This window comes from Pyrinomonas methylaliphatogenes, assembly GCF_000820845.2.
GTDB classification, from domain to species: domain Bacteria; phylum Acidobacteriota; class Blastocatellia; order Pyrinomonadales; family Pyrinomonadaceae; genus Pyrinomonas; species Pyrinomonas methylaliphatogenes.
In genome coordinates this window covers 259,502-274,767 of sequence record NZ_CBXV010000007.1, presented here as the reverse complement: position 1 = coordinate 274,767, position 15,266 = coordinate 259,502, and the positions used below count along the sequence as shown (strand labels likewise).

At 60.1% G+C, this 15,266-nt stretch carries 15 protein-coding genes; 6 read left to right on the top strand and 9 right to left on the bottom strand.

Annotated features, from left to right (window positions below):
• Positions 1-38 precede the first annotated feature (38 nt).
• From ribD to PYK22_RS16755, 3 genes are all read right to left on the bottom strand, one after another.
• Positions 39-1,253: a bifunctional diaminohydroxyphosphoribosylaminopyrimidine deaminase/5-amino-6-(5-phosphoribosylamino)uracil reductase RibD gene (ribD, locus tag PYK22_RS10910; RefSeq protein WP_211197677.1), complete on the bottom strand. Its 1,215-nt coding sequence runs from the start codon at positions 1,251-1,253 to the stop codon at positions 39-41.
• Positions 1,250-2,404, bottom strand: coding sequence for a signal recognition particle-docking protein FtsY (ftsY, locus tag PYK22_RS10905; protein ID WP_083437785.1), 1,155 nt, complete (start codon positions 2,402-2,404; stop codon positions 1,250-1,252). The genes ribD and ftsY overlap by 4 nt, the downstream gene beginning before the upstream one ends.
• A gap of 138 nt (positions 2,405-2,542) precedes the next feature.
• On the bottom strand, positions 2,543-4,360 hold the full coding sequence (locus PYK22_RS16755) for an HD domain-containing phosphohydrolase (protein ID WP_060635570.1): 1,818 nt from the start codon (positions 4,358-4,360) through the stop codon (positions 2,543-2,545).
• Positions 4,361-4,583: 223 nt separating this feature from the next.
• On the opposite strand from PYK22_RS16755, the gene PYK22_RS10895 reads away from it, so the two are divergent.
• The 6 genes from PYK22_RS10895 to PYK22_RS10870 all read left to right on the top strand — a co-directional run bounded on the left by PYK22_RS10895 (position 4,584) and on the right by PYK22_RS10870 (position 9,662).
• Positions 4,584-5,201 carry an RNA polymerase sigma factor gene (locus tag PYK22_RS10895; RefSeq protein WP_041977146.1) on the top strand — a complete coding sequence of 206 codons (618 nt, stop codon included), beginning with the start codon at positions 4,584-4,586 and terminating at the stop codon, positions 5,199-5,201.
• Positions 5,198-5,917 carry an anti-sigma factor family protein gene (locus PYK22_RS10890; protein WP_041977144.1) on the top strand — a complete coding sequence of 240 codons (720 nt, stop codon included), beginning with the start codon at positions 5,198-5,200 and terminating at the stop codon, positions 5,915-5,917. Before PYK22_RS10895 ends, PYK22_RS10890 begins: the two co-directional genes overlap by 4 nt.
• 144 nt (positions 5,918-6,061) lie before the next feature.
• Complete coding sequence (locus tag PYK22_RS10885) at positions 6,062-6,505, top strand: Spy/CpxP family protein refolding chaperone (RefSeq protein ID WP_157770830.1); 444 nt, start codon at positions 6,062-6,064, stop codon at positions 6,503-6,505.
• Between the two features lie 195 nt (positions 6,506-6,700).
• The gene (locus tag PYK22_RS10880) at positions 6,701-7,429 is read left to right on the top strand and encodes an MlaE family ABC transporter permease (RefSeq protein ID WP_211197676.1); all 729 of its coding nucleotides are present in this window, start codon (positions 6,701-6,703) and stop codon (positions 7,427-7,429) included.
• Between the two features lie 7 nt (positions 7,430-7,436).
• Positions 7,437-8,336, top strand: coding sequence for an ABC transporter ATP-binding protein (locus PYK22_RS10875; protein ID WP_060635569.1), 900 nt, complete (start codon positions 7,437-7,439; stop codon positions 8,334-8,336).
• Positions 8,337-8,516: 180 nt separating this feature from the next.
• The gene (locus PYK22_RS10870; RefSeq protein WP_041977137.1) at positions 8,517-9,662 is read left to right on the top strand and encodes an MlaD family protein; all 1,146 of its coding nucleotides are present in this window, start codon (positions 8,517-8,519) and stop codon (positions 9,660-9,662) included.
• 99 nt (positions 9,663-9,761) lie between these two features.
• Here PYK22_RS10870 and PYK22_RS10865 read toward each other — a convergent pair whose 3' ends face one another.
• The 6 genes from PYK22_RS10865 to PYK22_RS10840 form a co-directional block, all read right to left on the bottom strand.
• The gene (locus tag PYK22_RS10865; protein ID WP_041977134.1) at positions 9,762-11,228 is read right to left on the bottom strand and encodes a ubiquitin-like small modifier protein 1; all 1,467 of its coding nucleotides are present in this window, start codon (positions 11,226-11,228) and stop codon (positions 9,762-9,764) included.
• A gap of 3 nt (positions 11,229-11,231) precedes the next feature.
• Positions 11,232-11,660 carry a Mov34/MPN/PAD-1 family protein gene (locus PYK22_RS10860; RefSeq protein ID WP_041977131.1) on the bottom strand — a complete coding sequence of 143 codons (429 nt, stop codon included), beginning with the start codon at positions 11,658-11,660 and terminating at the stop codon, positions 11,232-11,234.
• 46 nt (positions 11,661-11,706) lie between these two features.
• Positions 11,707-12,657 (bottom strand): PLP-dependent cysteine synthase family protein, encoded by a 951-nt coding sequence (locus PYK22_RS10855; RefSeq protein WP_041977129.1) that lies wholly within the window; start codon positions 12,655-12,657, stop codon positions 11,707-11,709.
• Between the two features lie 43 nt (positions 12,658-12,700).
• Positions 12,701-13,912: a trans-sulfuration enzyme family protein gene (locus PYK22_RS10850; RefSeq protein ID WP_060635568.1), complete on the bottom strand. Its 1,212-nt coding sequence runs from the start codon at positions 13,910-13,912 to the stop codon at positions 12,701-12,703.
• A 102-nt stretch (positions 13,913-14,014) separates the two neighbouring features.
• Entirely contained in the window at positions 14,015-14,362 is a 348-nt protein-coding gene (locus PYK22_RS10845) for a sulfurtransferase TusA family protein (RefSeq protein WP_041977126.1), read from the bottom strand.
• Positions 14,359-15,222, bottom strand: coding sequence for a sulfurtransferase (locus tag PYK22_RS10840; protein ID WP_041977124.1), 864 nt, complete (start codon positions 15,220-15,222; stop codon positions 14,359-14,361). Before PYK22_RS10840 ends, PYK22_RS10845 begins: the two co-directional genes overlap by 4 nt.
• Positions 15,223-15,266: the final 44 nt, after the last annotated feature.

Below are 15,266 nucleotides of genomic sequence, written 5' to 3'. Positions count from 1 at the left end.
CGCCAGCCTCCTTCAAAACGATGGATCGCGAACCGCGCTCAGTCTGTCCAGATCGGATAGCCCGTGATCTCGACATCATCGCCGTGGCGCTCGACCTCAACCTCGCGCAGACGAATGGCCTCCGTCAACTTCTCGATCCCCAACTCACCGATGGCAACGATCCCATCAGCGCCGATGATCAGCGGAGCGATGAAGAAGGTGATCCTATCGACCAATCGATCCTTGATGAACCGCGAAGCGATGTTGGACCCGCCTTCGACGAGAACGCTCTGCACCTTGCGCCGCGCCAACTCGCCGAGCACAGCCGACAGACCGCCGCCGCTACGTACCACCTCTATCCCGCAAGCCTCGAGTTCCGCCGCGCGCTCTTGATCCGCCTCCTCGCTCGTGAAGACGAGCGTCGGCAATTCGCGCGCCGTCTGCGCCAACCTCGAGTCCTTCCTGAGCCTCAATCTCCCATCGAGCACGACGCGCACGAGCGGACGATGGCGCGGCAATCCGCTCCGATCGGTCAATAGCGGATCATCGGCGATGGCCGTCCCCGCGCCGATCAAGATGGCATCGCATTCGTGGCGCAGCTCGTGAACGCGCATGCGCGCACGCTCTCCGGTGATCCAATGCGCATCGCCCTTTGCCGTCGCGATTCGACCGTCGAGCGAGCAAGCCAGTTTCAAATGGACGAACGGGCGGCCCGTCCTCATGAAGTGCAGGTAGTGTTCGTTCAATCGCTCCGCCTCGCGCGCCATCAATCCAACGCTCACCTCAACGCCAGCCGCTCGCAACTGCGCGAATCCGCGTCCGGCGACCAGCGGGTTCGGATCCTCGATCGGCGCCACGAGCCGTCGAATGCCGGCGCGGATCAAAGCATCCGTGCAGGGCGGCGTACGGCCATAGTGCGCGCACGGCTCGAGCGAGACGTAGCACGTCGCGCCATGCGCGCGCGCGCCCGCTTGCTCGAGCGCGATCGTTTCAGCATGTTTGACTTGCGCGTAGACGTGAAATCCCTCGCCGATGACCCGCCCGCTCTCATCTACAATGACACAACCGACGAGCGGATTGGGGCTCGCTTGTCCGCGCCCGCGCGCTGCAAGTTCGAGCGCACGCCCCATGTAGTGAAGGTCGAGACGAGCCGCCACCGACTGTCCCGCCTCATCGATCTTTAGTTCGCAATCTCGCGTTCCCGATTTCAAATCCGCCTCGACTAAACCGCTCGGATTGAAGATCGCCGACAATTCACCTCGCGCGCCGATCATTCGAACAGATCGTTGACATATTGTTCGGGATCGAAGACGACAAGATCGTCGATCTTCTCACCGATGCCAGCATAACGGATCGGCAGCTTAAGCTCTTTCGCGATGGCGACGGCGATGCCGCCCTTGGCCGTCCCATCGAGCTTCGTCAACACGATCCCGGTAACGCCCGCCGTCTTTAAAAATTGGCGCGCTTGTTCTAGCCCATTCTGGCCCGTGACCGCGTCGATGACAAGCAAGGTTTCGTGCGGCGCGCCCTCGACCTCGCGCCCCGCCACGCGACGCATCTTTTCGAGCTCTGCCATCAGGTTCGATTTAGTATGAAGCCTTCCCGCCGTATCGACGATCAGGACATCGGTGCCGCGCGCTTTGGCGGCTTTCAACGCATCGAAGAGCACAGCCGCCGGATCGGTCCCTTGCCTCTGCTGGATCAACGGAACGCCTGTGCGTTCGGCCCATATCGCCAACTGGTCGGTGGCGGCGGCGCGAAAGGTATCAGCCGCGCAGATCAACACATCGTTGCCCTCGGCCTTGATGCGATGCGCCAGTTTGCCGATGGTCGTCGTCTTGCCGACGCCGTTCACCCCGACGATCATCATCACATAAGGGCGAATATCATCGGGCACAGAGGTCTCCGAAGCGACGCCGTTTCTCTCCGCCGCGCGCAATATCTCGAGCAACTCCCGCTTGATCGCCTCTTTGAGGGCGGCGAGATCGTTGATCTGCTGACGCGCGATCCCGCGCCGCACTCTGTCGAGGATTTCGAGCGTCGTTGGGACGCCGATATCAGCCGCGATCAACGCCTCCTCGAGTTCATCGAGCAGTTCCGCATCTATCTGCTTGCGTCCCTGAAATACGCTATCGAGTTTCTCTGATAATGACTCGCGCGTCGCTGAGATCGCCCGGCGAAAACGCGAGGCGAAAGCTTGCTCGAGCGCCGCCTCTTCCGCTTGTAACTCTTCGATGGTCTTGTCAAGCCCGAGGACCGAGGTGGAGAAAGAGGAGCGCGCGGGCGGCTCTTCGCCGAGCGCACCGGTTGAATCCTCAATCGGCCTCGCCTCCTCAGCGACCGGTGACGCTCGCTCTTCGACGGGTTGACCGAGACCGAGCGTGATGATCTCGTCCTTTTTCCGACGTTTCCAGAAAAGCCCCATGATTGCTGCTATGCGGATTTCGAGTTATGACTAAAGTGTAAGATTATGCAACTTAAATCCCATAAGCGCAAACCGGCGCAGTCAGAGCGCAAGCCCGCGACGCACCTGACGGTTCGACGCTCGACGAGATCGCGCGGCCTAAGCCGAGATGCGTTCAAGCGGCACGGAGGCGGGCGCAAGCTGCTCGGTCGAGCGCGAAGGGCGCACACCGACGGGGCGCACTTGACCGCTTCGATACGCTTCGATCAACGCTTGTACGACGCGGCCATCGTAACGCGTGCCGACGTGAGATTGGATCAGTTCGAGCGCCGTCTCCGCACTCATCCCGCGCTGGTACGGGCGATCAGTCGTCATCGCATCGAAGGAATCGGCCACCGAGATGATGCGCGCTTGAAGCGGTATCTCGTCCTCCTTAAGGCCTTGCGGATATCCCAACCCGTCCAAACGCTCATGGTGCATGTATATCCCCGGTAGGAACTCGCGCATCGCCGGAATTTGAGACATGATGCGATAACCTTTCTGCGGATGCTGCTTCATGATCTCGAACTCTTCATCCGTAAGCGGCGCGGGCTTCTTCAAGATCCGATCGTCGATCCCTATCTTGCCGACGTCGTGAAGCAATGCGCTGATTCTGACCTTTTCGACCTCATCCTCCGTCAATCCGAGCCTTCGCGCGATGGCGACGGAGAAGCGCGAAACCCGTTCGGAATGGCCGCGCGTGTATGGGTCTTTGTTGTCTATCGCGGTAGCCAAAGCCTTCACCGTGCCGATGAAGAGTTCGCGGTTCTCGTCCGCGGCGCGGCGCAGATCCTCAATGAAGCGTTCGAGTTGATCCGTCATCCGATTGAATGATGCGCCGAGTTCACCCAGTTCGGTGCGGCTGCTGATTCGGAGGCGATATGAGAAATCGCCGCTTGCGATGCGCCGCGCTCCGGCGGCTAACTCCTGCACCGGGCGAGTCAACTGGCGAGCGAAGAGCACTCCCGCGATCAAAGCGATCGTCGCCCCAACCAAACTGATCCCCCAAATCTGCGCGCGCATGTCCGACACCGAACGTAAAGCGGCGCGCTCATCTTGAACGGAGATGATCCCAAGCCGCGTATCTGGGCCAAGCTCCGCCGTGGCATAAGCGCCGAGCATCGCCACGCGCTTCCCATCGCGCTCCATCACGAAGGGCGAAAGGGCTGATTCGACCTGTGCGCCCATCTCCATCCAATCCTGGACCACTTTGAAATCGACCATCGACTTTGAAGCCAAAGCCACTCCAGGATCGGGATGAGCGACAGCCCGTCCGTTATCGTCGACGACGAAGATGACGGGAACCCCAGCCGTCAAAAGATCGTCCGCGCTACGCGTCGCCGATTGCCAAACGATCCGAAACACATCCTGGAAAGAGACGACCGCAACCACCGCAGCACTTATCTCCTCATCGTTCGTTCCGCTCATCACTGGCGCGGCGATCGTCCATCCCATCTCTTGACTCGAACGGATCAAGCGCGGGCGCCCCGTCACGACGCCCTTCCCCGACACGCGCGCGAGCACCGCCGCGATGCTCTCATCGACCTCCTCGCGCGTGATGGCGTCCGGCTTGTAAGCCAGATGCGGTTCACCTTGGACCGGCAGGATGGCGAGCGCGAGCAGATTAGGGTCGTCCTGAAGCGCGCGCCGCAACCGCGCATCGCTTCCCGTCGCCCCCATGACGCGCACTCCGCCGGCAAGCTCGAAGGCGCGCGCTAGCCCCGTCACCACATCGCGATAGCGTTGCCCGAAAAGCTCTATCTGCCGCGCCTTGTCGCGCACCAACTGGACCTGATAACGCGCCTCGACCGAGCGCAGCTCGGTCGCGCTCCGATCCGACAACAGCCATCCGGCCACTGCCAAGGGGATCGGCCCGATGACGAGAAGCGTCCCCAGGACGATGTGCAACAAACGAATGCGCTTCAGACGAATGGGCATGGACCAGAAAAGCGAACTCGGGGCGAGATCATAGGCGGGTTGCCGCCGAACGCTTCTTGATGCTACCTTGTGTCGGCGAAGCGTGTCAATGTTTTCATACCGAACTATCCACATCGTTCGCGACTTCAGCGGCGAAAAGTTTTGCCGTCCACCGCACGAACTGCGACGTCTAAAGTGATGGTGGCGGATGGACGCAGCACCACGGGCCTAGGCTGACAACGGGATGGAGACGGCGAGCGACGAGCAACTGGTCGAGCGGGCGCTGGCAGGCGATGCCGAAGCCTTCGGCGAGATCATGCGGCGCTGGGAACGGCGCATCTTCTTGCTCGCTTGCGGGATGCTCGGCTCCGAAGATGCGGCTCGCGATGCGACGCAGGAGACTTTCCTTTCCGCTTATCGGAACCTGCGAAATTTCCGCCGTGAAGCCAAGGTCTCGTCGTGGCTTCACCGGATCGCCGTCAACCAGTGCATCTCGTATATCAGGCGCGGGCGCGTGCGGGCTGAAACATCGCTCGACGGAGCAGGCGATCATGACGGAGAGCCGACGATCGCAACGGCGAACGTCAGACGCGCGCTCTCCCCGATCCACGAAATCGAAGAGAAGGAGCGGGAAGAAGCCGTCCGGCGCGCAGTCAACGCCCTTCCCCCGGAACTCCGTCAAGTGATCATCATGAAGGAGTTCGAAGAGATGACCTTCCAGGAGATCGCCGAAACGCTCCAACTGCCCGTCAGTACGGTGAAAAGCCGTCTCTATACTGCGCTCAAACAACTGCGCATGAGGTTAGAGAGGTTCGTCGCCGCAGAAGAGGAAGGACCGATCAAAGGTGGGCTAAGGAGATGAGAAGAGAGAGCGAAACATGCACATACTGGTCAGAGCTTATCGCGTACCTTTACGGCGAGCTGAGCGCGGATGAGCGCTCAGAGTTCGAAAGACACCTTCTCGCATGCGCGATCTGCCGCGAGGAACTGAGCGGCTTCGAGCGAACGCGCGCGTTCGTTCGAACGTGGAAAGCGAGGGCGGAAGAGGCGGCGGTCGGGCTACCTGCGATTAGCCTCGGGAGCGCCCCCAATCAGCCGCAATGGCGGCAGGCGCTGGCGGCGTTGCGTGAGTTCTTTGCGCTCTCCCCAGCGTGGTTGCGTGTGACGAGCGCCGTTGCCACGCTCGTCGTTTGCGCGCTGGCGGCGCTGGCTGTCGCCCATGCCGAACTGCGCGTCTCATCCGAAGGCGTCGCGTTTCGCACGGGGATCTTCAAACGCCCGCCCGCCCAAACTAAAGCGGCCTCCTCGGAACCGCTCTACACGCAAGAGGAGATGGAACGTATCGTCGCCGAGCGCATCGCCGCTGCGCGCGCTCAGATGCTCGATAGAATCCAAAGCGAACAGCTCGCAACCAGAGAGCAGGCGCAATCGATGCCCCATCCTTCGCCCGCGCAAGCGAGCGCTCAGCAGCCCGATTTTGAGCATCGCGTGAGGCGCTCAGAACAAGCGGCCGTCGCGCTCGCTCGCGACGACGACGCGCCGAGGTTATCGGACCTGTTGAGCGAAATCAGCGATTAGCCGGATCAATCGACCATGATGAAAGGTCTTAACACGATTCTTCGATTTTGGCTTCGAGGTCGCTTTCGCATGATGGAAGGCCTTAAGATCGAATTACATCCCTGGAAAATCGAAGGCGTGATTAGCCGCCTGGGCCTCCTCGCGATGCTCCTCTCAGCGATCGGAGCGCCTTCGCTCAAAGCTCAGGTCAGGAACCAAGCGCGTCCAGCGCAACCCATTCCGCAAGCTGGAGCGGCCAAGCCTAAACCAGTGCCGCCCCGCCCGTTGCTCGAGATACTCAATCTCACTCCCGAGCAGAAACAGCAGATCCGCTCGATCCGCCGGAAGAACGATCTCACCGGGCGGATGCTCCTTACGCGCCTGCGCGAAGCGCAACGCGCCTTGGACGAAGCGATCTATGCCGACAACCTTGATGAGCGCGAGTTCGAAGCGCGCGTTCAAGAATTGATCGATGCGCAATCAGCCGTCACGCGCCATCGCGCACGAGTTGAGCTCGAGATCCGCCGCATCCTCACTCCCGAACAGTTGAAGCTCTTCAAACAACTGCGAGAGCAGCAGCGCGCGCGCGCGAATCAACCGCGCCCGTGATCGCGCCCTTCTCGTCGGAACTCCCCCATCGGCGCCAATCGAATCTTGACGCTAGGCAGATTTTCTCGCAAGATAGCTTGCTTAGCTTGTCTTAAGCGGCGAAGGCATCCGCCTTAGCGCTCGTTCACCGAAAGGGACGGGCGCTCATAATCTTATATGAATATCGCCACACGTGTCCTGCTTGAAGTTCAAGAGATGACGCTGCTGGTTGTGTGGGCCGCACGCGGTCTGCTCAAACGCCCGCGCTACTTCAGCGAATGGATCACGCAGCTTGACATCATCGGCGTCGGTTCGCTAACGATCATCCTCTTGACCGGGTTCTTTACAGGCGGCGTCCTTACCCTCCAAACCTACCCGACCTTGAAGTATTATGGCGCCCAAGACCAGACGGGAAGGTTGGTTGCCATCTCGCTGGTACGTGAGCTCGGTCCGGTGTTGACCGCGCTCATGGTCACAGGGCGGATCGGATCGGCCATCTCCGCCGAACTCGGCTCGATGGTCGTCTCACAACAGATCGACGCGATGCGCGCGCTCGGCACCGACCCGATCCGCAAACTGGTCACGCCGCGCCTGATCGCTCTTCTCATCGCCCTTCCGCTCCTTACGGTCGTCGCCGATGTCATCGGGATCGGCGGCGGCATGATCGTCGCCACGACGCTCTATGATCTATCGGCGAACACCTTCTTTTCCGGAGTGCGCGATGGATTACAATATGAAGATATCCTCGGCGGCGTGATCAAACCGATCTTCTTCGCTCTGATCATCGGCACGGTCGCCTGTCGCCAAGGGTTGAAGACCGAAGGCGGGACCGTCGGTGTTGGACGCTCGACAACCACCGCCGTCGTCCTCGGCTCGATCTTGGTCATCATCGCGGACTTCTTCCTTGCCAAAGCGTTGCAGGTTATCCTAGAGACTCCATCATAATGTGAAAATGGCCTTCACGCAGAACATCCCATCGGTCGAAACGCCGGAGGCGCCATCCAAAGTGGCCGATATGCCGCCGGGGAACGAAGAATTTGCCGATCGCATCACCCCGGCGATCGAATTCCGCGATGTCCACCTCGCCTTCGATGACCACAAAGTGCTCGACGGCATAAGCTTCACCGTGATGAAGGGCGAGACGAAGATCATCCTCGGCGGGTCGGGCAGCGGCAAATCGACGATCATCAAACTGGTCCTCGGTCTACTCAAACCCGACGCCGGTCGCATCCTGATCGATGGTGAAGATATCACCGATTACGATGAAGCGGAGATGATGCGCGTGCGCAAGAAGATCGGAATGATCTTCCAAGAAGGCGCGCTCTTCGATTCGCTCTCCGTCTATGAGAACGTCGCTTATCGTCTGCATGAACAAGGCGTGCCTGAAGAGGAGGTCGAAGAAGAGGTGCGCCGTATGCTCCGCTTCGTCAATCTCGAAGATGCGATCGACAAGATGCCGAATGAACTTTCGGGCGGAATGCGGCGGCGCGTCGGGATCGCGCGCGCGCTCGTCGGCGATCCGAAGATCGTCCTCTTCGATGAGCCGACGGCTGGTCTGGACCCGCCGACGGCGCGAACGATCTGCGAGCTGGCGATCAAGCTCCGCGATCTTGAAGACGTCTCGTCCATCTTCGTCACGCACGAGATGAACAACGTCGAATACTTGACGAGCGAGTATGCCGTCATCGACGAACGCGGCAACGTCGTCTTCGAACAGGAAGGCGAACGCCTCTGTCTGCTCAACACGAAGATCATCATGATCCGCGATGGGCGCATCATCTTCAGCGGCACGGACGAAGAGCTCTTCAAATCCGACGATCCCTACATCCGCTGGTTCATCCGCGGCAAGTGACCTTCACTCGCGATCCGTTGACGATTCAGCGCCGCCATCCCTCGACAATCCGCAGCGTCGCATTTAAACTTTTCCGTATAGAGTCCGGTCATGACTCGGCAGCGCGGATTTGTCGAGCGCTCTTCACAAAGCCGCTCATGACCAAGCAGGTCAATTCAACCGATCGGGAATCAAACGCCTATGCCGCCAACCAAGAGGAAAGTCGGACTACGTGAACTGCGCGTCGGCCTGTTCGTCGTCATCGCCATCTCGATCTTGATCTTCTTGATCTTGAGCGCGGCGGGCGATTTGACGCCTTTTACGCCGAAACTCCACTTGCGCGCGCAATTTGCCAACGCCGATGGTCTGCGGCGCGGCTCCGAGGTCAGATTGGCCGGAGTGCGCGTCGGTACGGTTGAAGATGTCCGTCTGCTTCCACCATCGGACGATCCGAACGCGCCGAAGATCGAAGCGCTGATGGCGATCGAGGCCGAGATAGATGGGCGCCCGGCTGCGGAACGCATTCGCAGCGATTCGACGGCGCAACTCGGCTCGCCGAGCATCCTCGGCACCGATAAACTGATCAACATCACGCCCGGCACCGCCCTGGGCCAGCCGGTCAGAGACGGCGATCTGCTTCGCTCCAGCTCGGCCAACACGCTCGCCGACGTCACCGCCTCGAGCAACGAACTGGTCCAACAGCTCAACCAACTATCGCAACAGGTGACGGAGATCGCGCAGAAGATCAATGAAGGTCAAGGGACGCTGGGGCGATTCCTGAATGATGAATCCTTCTACAACAACCTGAACGCAGCGGTGCGCGACATCCAAGATGTCACACGCCGTTTGCGCTCCGGCGAAGGGACTGCGGGACAACTGATCAATGATCCGACCCTTTACAACAATCTCGCCTCCGTGACGGCCGAGCTGCAAGCCATCTCCGCCGATCTGCGGCGCGGGCGCGGCACCGCCGGACGGCTGCTGACTGATGAGGCCCTTTACAACGAGACTCGCACGGCGGTCGCGCGTTTGAACCGCTCGGCAGATGAGATCAACGCGATCATCGCCGATCTACGAGCCGGACGCGGCACATTCGGGAAGCTGCTCACCGACGAAGCCTTCTACAACGACGCGCGCTTGGCCATCGAACGCCTGAATGCGACGACGGCGCGGATCGACGAACTGCTCGCCAACGCGCAGCGCGGGGAAGGGACTTTCGGAAAGCTTCTAACCGATGATCAGCTCTACTCGAACTTCAACCAACTGTCGGCGGAAGCGGTCAAATTGCTTTATGATTTTCGCCGCGATCCGAAGAAGTATTTGAGCATCAAACTCTCGATCTTCTGACCGCGCGAACGAAGGCCACCAAAATGGGCCGATGTGCTTCGGCCACCGGAGGCGGTTCAAGCCGCGAAGCTTTCGGGCATGCGCAAGCTCCGGCGGATCTCAATACTTCGGCACGCTCGGATCGACCTCGTCCGACCAAGCCGTGATCCCACCTTTCAGATTGAGCAACCGACCGCTGAAGCCAGCGCGTTTTAAGGCTTCGATCGCTTTGGCGCTACGCACGCCGCTCTTACAATGAACGACGGTCTCTCTGTGTGGATCGATCTCGCCCATGCGATTGACCACCTCTTTGAGCGGGATGAGCTTAGCGCCCGGCAAGCGCGCGATCTCGTACTCAGCCGGCTCGCGCACGTCGATGATCTGGATCGATTCGCCACGATCGAGTCGCTCCTTCAATTCCCTCGCCGTTATCTCCTCCATCGTCTCGCTCGCCTCCGTCGGTTGCGCCGCCTCTTGCCCGCGCAATCCGCAGAACTCTTCGTAATCGATCAACTCTTTGATCGTCGCGTTCGGTCCACAGACCGGGCAGTTTGGATCCTTGCGCAATTTCAACTCGCGGAAGCGCATGCGCCAAGCGTCGATCAACAGAAGACGATTGATGAGCGGCTCGCCTCCGCCCAAGATCAATTTGATCACCTCGTTCGCTTGAATCGCGCCGACGATCCCCGGCAAAACGCCGAGCACCCCGCCCTCGGCGCATGAAGGGACGAGCCCCGGCGGCGGCGGCTCCGGATAGAGGCATCGGTAGCACGCGCCCCGCGCCGCCCAGAAGACGCTCACTTGGCCTTCGAAACGGAAGATCGATCCGTAAACATTTGGCTTCCCCGTCAGCACACAAGCGTCGTTGACCAGATAGCGCGTCGGGAAATTGTCCGTCCCATCGACGATGATGTCGTAGTCGCGAAACAGCTCGAGCGCGTTCTCGCTCGTCAAACGCAGATTGTAAGTCTCGATTTTGATATACGGGTTGATGTCTTGAAGACGATCGCGCGCCGATTCGATCTTCGGGCGCCCGACATCGCGCGTGCCGTGAATGACTTGGCGCTGCAAGTTGGATTCGTCCACCACATCAAAGTCGACGACGCCGAGCCGCCCAACTCCTGCCGCCGCCAGATACAAGCCGAGCGGAGCCCCGAGCCCGCCCGTCCCGATCATCAACACGCTCGCCGCCTTCAACTTCCGTTGCCCTTCCATCCCGACTTCCGGCATGATCAGATGGCGGCTGTAGCGCGCGATCTCCTCTTTGGTGAGCGTCGGCAGAACTTTCCGCTCTAAATCAGCCTCGATGGTCGCGCCTCCGGCGATCGAAGGCACGATCATCACCGTGTCGCCATCCCTCACCGGCGTTTCGAGCCCCGATCGGTGGCGTATGTCCTCATCGTTGACGTACACGTTGACGAAATTTCGCAGCTTGTTCTGTTCGTTGAATAGATGTTTACGCAATTCGGCGTGCTCGCGGGTCAACTGCTCCAAAGCCTCGCCAACCGTGCGAGCCTCGACACTCAATTCCGCACTTCCGCCGGCGTACTGCCGAAGCGCCGTAGGTATCAGGATCGTTACAGCCATCTTCTATACTCCTTTCGCGATCTCCTCCTCATCGAATTGCGAACGATCGTCACGCATCTGCCACGAACGCAACTCGTCCGCTCGCCCCTTCTTCACCGAAACGATGATATACGAATAAACCGGCCACGCGTGCTCCAGATCGTACTGCGAAGGCACCGCCGGATGATCCGGATGAGAGTGATAGACTCCAACGATCTCGAGCCCCCGCGCGCGCGCATGGCGCTCACCGCGCAACAGCTCTTCGGGGCGAATCAAGAACCGATTGCGCTTCGCCTCCTCTTCGCGCGCGTTGGAAAGCGGAAGAGTTTCGACGACACGCTTCCGCCCATCCTCCCCGATCTCTCCGATCAACAGCCCACAGCATTCGTATGGATAATCCCGCTCACCGTGCGCGCGTATCTCTTCGAGATGCTTCGCCTCAAGCGATATCATTCTGCCCTCGTCAAAAAGCCCCTTTCAATCGAGCGCCGCCGGATCTTCAATCGTCCTCGTTCCAGAACTCTTCGCTCATGTAGCGCTCGCCGCCATCGCAGAGGATGGTGACGACGACCGAACCGCGCGGTAGCTTGTGTGCCAATCGCAACGCGGCGAAGACGTTCGCGCCCGAACTGATTCCGACGAAAAGCCCCTCCTCGCGCGCCAAGCGACGCGCCATTCGCTGCGCATCTTCGGTCGAAACCTCGACGTTCTCGTCGGCCAGATGCGGATCATAGATGCCGGGCACGATTGCCGTCGGCATGTGCTTCATCCCCTCAAGACCATGAAGCGGCGAATCGGGTTGCATCGAGATGCAGCGGATCGCCGGATTGAACTCCTTCAAACGTCGCGTCGTTCCGACGAAAGTGCCCGATGTCCCAAGTCCGGCGAGGAAGTGCGTGATCCGGCCTTCGGTCTGCTGCCAGATCTCGACGCCCGTGCTTTCGTAATGCGCGCGCCAATTGGCTGGATTGTTATACTGGTCCGGATAGAAGTACTTCTCCGGCTCACGTTCGTAAAGCGCGCGCGCATGTCGTTGCGCCCCATCGGTCCCTTCCCGCGGATCGGTTTCAATGAGTTGCGCGCCGTAGACGCGCAACATACGCTTCCGCTCAGGGCTCGCATTCCGCGGCAAACAGAGCGCCACGCGATACCCGCGCGCGGCGCCGATCATCGCATAGGCGATCCCCGTATTGCCGCTCGTCGCATCCAAGATGGTCCGTTCAGGCGTCAACAGACCGCGCCTTTCGCCATCGAGGATCATCGCCAAAGCCGGTCGATCCTTAACCGAACCGCCCGGATTCATGTGCTCGGCCTTAACATAGATTTCGACCCCGGCGGGCAGATCCCGCGTGATGCGGCGCAGACGCAACAACGGCGTGTTGCCGATCTGGTCCACTACCGAATCGCCTTGTTTGACCCGCCCCGGTTTTTCCAATACAGCTTGTGTCATCAGATCCACTCACGCGAAGAATGATCCATCAAAACGATCGCCCTTACCGCATGCTCTTTTCGAGCGCCTGCTCGAGATCGGCGATGATGTCAGTCACATCCTCGATCCCTACCGAGATGCGAATCAGGCTATCGCTTATCCCTAACTTAGCCCTTTGCGCCGGAGACATCTCACGATGCGATGAGGTCGCCGGATGCAGCACCCCGGTGAACACATCGCCCAAACTCGTTGCGCGCACACACAGCCGAAGCGCTTCCATGAAGCGAAAGGCGGCCTCGCGCGAACCATCCTTCAACTCGATGGAGACCAGCCCTCCGCCAGAAAGGGCGCGTAAGACGCGCGCCGCCGTCTCGCGTTCATTCTCGACAAGCAGCGGATAGTGCACGCGCCGGATGAGCGGGTGCGACGCTAAACGCTCGGCCACGCGCCGCGCGTTTTCGCAATGCTGCCGCATACGCAGCGCGAGCGTCTTCAAACCGCGCAAGATCCCATACGCTTCCCACACGCTCAGGACTCCGCCGACGGTCTTCACCACCCCGCGCAATGCGAGCAGGTCCGCCTCATCGCGCGCCACGACCACGCCGCCGATCGCATCGGCGTGCCCGCTCAAATATTTCGTCGCGCTGTGCACGACGAAATCGGCGCCCAGCTCGAGCGGTTGACAAAGATAAGGCGTGGCGAATGTGTTATCGACGATCAAACGCGCCCCAACTTCGCGCGCCACCTCCGCACAGACATCTATCGGGCAGATCTTGAGAAGCGGATTGGAGATCGTCTCGACCAAAATGGCGCGGGGGCGCAAATCGCGCGCTGCCGCCCACAATCGCTCCCGCTCGCTCAGATCGACCAGCGCAACCTTTACGCCAAACGGAGCGAAGACCGTGTTGAGAAGCTGTAAGGTGACGCCGTAGAGATCCTGCGAAGCGAGGATGACCGATCCCGGTTCAAGCTCGCACGCGAGGAGCGCCGCATGTAACGCGGCCATCCCAGATGAGTAGGCGCACGCTCCCGCACCCTTTTCAAAGAGCCTTACCGCCTCTTCGAGCGCAGCCACGGTCGGATTGCCGTACCGCGTATAGACATATCCGCGCTCTTCGCCGGCGAAGACTCGATCGACTTCAACCATCGAATCATAGGTGTAAGTCGTCGCCGTATAGATAGGGGTCGTCGTCGGTTCTCCGGTCGGCCACCCCGCTCGCTCGCCCGCGTGAACCAACTGCGTCTCGAAGCTCAGCTCGTCAAGAGGTTGAGTCACCGCATCTGCTCCTTGATTAAGTAGATAATTAAGATCTTACGGCAACTCACCCCTCAATCCGAAATCTCCCCCGAGCGGAGATCGCCTCACTCGCCTGCGCGATCAAAGACCAGCCGCTTTCGCAGCTCTGCGGCGAAAACGGATGCGCGCTTCCCTTCCCGATTCTTCAAGCTCGCACACTTCGTAGCCGTTTTTACGCGCCCATTGGACGAGCGTAAAGGTCTGCTCGCGCACTCCCGTCAGAACCTCCAACTCCCCGCCAAGCGGCAATTCCTTGAGAGCGCGGATCGCGAAATTGACGGGCGAAGCGCCACACATCTCCTCGCGCCCGCGCAGATCGACGACCATTCTCGGCCCGCGCGGTTCTGACGCCTCGCCCGCCGTCAATGTGAGCTCCGCCTCAGTTGACATCGCCGCCTCAAAAGATGCTTCGCCCACGCGGCCTTTCATTCACCCTTCTCGATCGGCAACCCGACCGTATTCCCCCACTCGCTCCATGAACCGTCATAGTTGATGACGGTCGGATAGCCGAGCAGATACTTCAAAACGAACCACGTATGCGAAGAGCGCTCGCCGATACGGCAGTAGGTGATGATCGTCTTGTCGGGCGTCACGCCCTTGCCCTCATAGAGCTGGCGCAACTCATCCACCGGTTTGAAGGTGTCATCATCGGCTACCGCTTGCGCCCAAGGTATGTTGACTGCACCCGGAATGTGCCCGCCACGCTGAGCCGCCTCAGTCGGATATTCCGGCGGAGCCGTGATCTCCCCTTTGAACTCGGCGGGAGAGCGAACATCGACCAGTTTCACGTCATCGCGTTGATATGCGTAGGAGACTTCGGGCAAGAACGCGCGCAATCCCAAATCTATGCCATGACAACGATAGGTCGTCGGTTCGACTGTCGGCACCTCCTCCGTCATCTCACGACCCTCGTCGATCCATTTGCGCCGTCCGCCATTCAACAGCCGCACGTCCTTGTGACCGTAGATCTTGAAGACCCAAAAAGCATAAGTCGCAAACCAGTTGCGAAAATCTCCGTATAGAACGACGGTCGTCTCGGGTTTGATCCCGAGCCGCCCCATCAGCTTCTCGAACCCTTCCTTTGAGACGATGTCGCGCCGCACCGTGTCGTTGATATCCTGCTTCCAGTTGATCAATACCGCTCCCGGGATGTGGCCCAGTTGATATGCCGTCTCCGGCTCGTAATCGACCTCCACGATGCGAACGCTGGGATCTTGTAGATGCTGGGCCACCCAATCGGTCGAAACTAGGACTTCCGGGACAGCATAAGCCTTGATCGCTGTGCTCATAAGCTGACTCCTTTCCGCTCAATGCCGATTCGGTCATCGCCGAC